The 2,856-nt window shown below is 70.4% G+C and carries 2 protein-coding genes; both read right to left on the bottom strand.

The window, feature by feature from the left end; translation table 11 throughout:
• Nucleotides 1–287 precede the first annotated feature (287 nt).
• The gene (locus tag AC3WQR_RS31505) at nt 288–2,087 is read right to left on the bottom strand and encodes a hybrid sensor histidine kinase/response regulator (RefSeq protein ID WP_492745964.1); all 1,800 of its coding nucleotides are present in this window, start codon (nt 2,085–2,087) and stop codon (nt 288–290) included.
• Complete coding sequence (locus AC3WQR_RS31500) at nt 2,084–2,803, bottom strand: response regulator transcription factor (protein WP_492745962.1); 720 nt, start codon at nt 2,801–2,803, stop codon at nt 2,084–2,086. Before AC3WQR_RS31500 ends, AC3WQR_RS31505 begins: the two co-directional genes overlap by 4 nt.
• Nucleotides 2,804–2,856 lie beyond the last annotated feature (53 nt).

Below are 2,856 nucleotides of genomic sequence, written 5' to 3'. Positions count from 1 at the left end.
CACCACCACCACCGCCGCTGCCCCCACCTCCGCACGCCGTCAGGGCCAGCAGCGCGGCCGTCGCGGCGGCCACTGCAGCAGGTTTGAAATTCATGGTCACTCCCTGGTCGATTCTTGTTCGGTGGCGACGCGGACCGCAGTCCGTCGACGCCGTGGAAACCCGAAATTACGACGGGGCCGATGTTCCCGGCAGTGCCAAAAGTCATTGCATGTGTGCCCATCCGGATCGATCGGCACGCAATGAACTACAACGTATTCACTTTCGATCGCAAGCTGTGTGCGAGACGCTACGGTGCCGTCGCGAGCCCCGCCATGGCCTGCAGCAGCGCATCGGGCGCCACCGGCTTGAACAGCACCGGCACGCCCGACTCGCGCACGCGCTGCAGGCGGTCGGGAGAGGTCTCGCCGGTGATGAGCAGCAGCGGCAGTTCGGCACCGGCATGCCGGCTCAGGCGCAGGCCGGCATCGAGGCCGTCGACGCCGTCGGCCAGGCGGTAGTCGCACATCAGCAGGCCGAAGGGCCGGCCCTCGGCGCGGGCCTGGTGCAGCGCATCGGCCGCGGCGGCCTCGTCGGCGACGGCGTGTGCGTCGATCGCGTGCGAGCGCAGCAGGCCGGTCATGGCCTCGCGGATTTCGAGCTCGTCGTCCATCAGCAGCACGCGACCGGGCAGCGTGGCCGCGCGCCGACGTGCAGCCAGTTCGACACTGCCGGCCGGGAACGGTCCCACGAGCGCGCTGACCTGCGGCGGCACGGTCGGCAGCACGACACGGAAGTGCGTGCCGCGGCCCGGGCGCGAATGCATCTGCACCGGATGGCCCAGCAGGCGCGACAGGCGACGCACGATCGACAGGCCGATGCCCAGCCCGCGCGCGCGGTCGCGGCCCGGGTTATCGATCTGGTAGAACTCTTCGAAGATGCGGTGCGACTGCTCGGGCGCGATGCCGATGCCGGTGTCGCGCACCTCGATCCACACGGTGTCGCCGCGGTCGCGCGCCGTCACGGTCACGCCGCCCTGTACGGTGTACTTGAGGGCGTTGTCCATCAGGTTGGACAGCATGCGATGCAGCAGCTGCGGATCGCTGCGCACCCACAGGCCGCTGGCGCGCACGCGCAGCTGCAGCTCCTTCTGCTCGGCCTGCGCCGAGAAGGTGTGGTTGAGCGGCAGGAACAGCGCGTCGAGCTCCACCGGCTGCGGCGACGGCGTGATGACGCCCGCGTCGAGCCGGGACACATCGAGCATGGTGTCGAGCGACGCGCCCAGCGCGTTCACCGCGCGCATCAGGCGCTCGGCGTTGCGGCTCTCGGGGCGGCCGCGCAGTTCGTTCTCGAGCGCGGCGCCGAACAGCGCGATGGCGTGCAGCGGCTGGCGCAGGTCGTGGCTGGCGGCGCCGAGGAAGCGGGTCTTTTCTTCGCTGGCGCGCTCGGTGGCGGCGATCTGCTCGCCCAGGCGCGCGGCCAGCGCCTCGTTCTCGAAGCGCAGCATGAGCGAGTCGGTCAGCAGCCGGTGCTGGCGCACGCCGGCGTGCAGCGTGAGCATGAGGTAGGCCGAGCCCGCCGCAGCCAGAAACAGGTGCAGGCCATCGCCCTGCCAGGCCAGCGCGATGATCATGCCCAGGGACATGGGCAGCGTGTAGCCGAACAGCGCGGGCTTGAGCGGCCACAGCGACTGCGCGGCGCGCGCGCAGCTGCCGACGATCACGGCCATCAGCAGCGAGGTCATGGGCAGGTTCTCGTGCGGCACGATGAACCAGGGCACCACCGCCGTGATCATGCTCACCAGCGTGACCATGCGCGAGATCTTGCGCGCCCAGTACGGGCTCTCGGAGGCCGGCTTGTCGGGCGTCCAGCGCGGCGTGAAGAACACGTAGATGTCGACCGCCACCAGCGCCGCCATCCAGAACAGCAGGCGCGCATCGCTGAGCTGCGAGTAGATGATGCAGCCGAACACGATCACGAAGCCCAGGTGGGTCAGCGTGGAGATGCCGTAGGTGTCGTAGACCGAGCCGACGTGCTCGCGCAGCACGCGCTGGCCGAGCAGCTGGCCGGCGGCGGCGTCGCCGCGGCCCGCCAGCGTGGCGCCGCTCAACGCAGCATGCTGATCAGCTGGGCGCGCGAGCGCATGCCGAACAGCAGCAGGATGGTCGAGACATGGTTCTTCACCGTGCCCTCGCTCAGGTTGGCCAGTTGCGCGATCTCCTTGTTCGCCTTGCCTTCGAGCACCCACTGCAGCACCTGCATCTGGCGCGGCGTGAGCTCCTGCCAGGCGCTGGCGTGCGCGAACTCCGCGTACCCCGACAGCGACTTGGGCAGCGCCGCCGGCGGCAGCGGCTGTGACGGCGTGCCGTCCGCCTCGAACAGGCCGCAGGCGCGGATGAAGCCCACCATCTCCTTCAGGTCGGCGGACTTGGGCAGGAAGGCGCTGGCACCGAGCGCGAGCGCGCCCTGCGCCAGCGTGCTGTTGGCGGTGCCCGAGAGCACCACGACACGCGCCGCCGGAAAGCGCAGCCGGAACTCGGCCAGGCCGCTGAGCCCGTGCGTGTCGGGCAGCGCGAGGTCGAGCAGCACGAGGCCGATGGCGACCTCATGCGCCGCGTAGAGCGCGAGCGCGTCGGCGATGTTGCCGGCCTCGAACACCGAGATGCGCGCGCCCGAGGTGGCGGCCTGGGCCTGCACCAGCGCGCTCACGCCCAGGCGCAGCAGGTCATGGTCGTCGACCACCAGGATCGCGCCAGACACGCCGGCGGGCGCACCGATGTCGGTGGTGGGCGGCAGGGGTGCGGAGGGGGAGTCGAAAGAGGCCACGGATTTGATCTTAGCGGCGCAAGCCCCGCGCGACAGTGCCCTAAGTCATGGCG

It is taken from the genome of Variovorax sp. FW305-3-2-15-B-LB1 (genome assembly GCF_058787635.1).
Note: the sequence above shows the minus strand (reverse complement) of the source record. Positions and strands in the feature narration are given on the sequence as shown.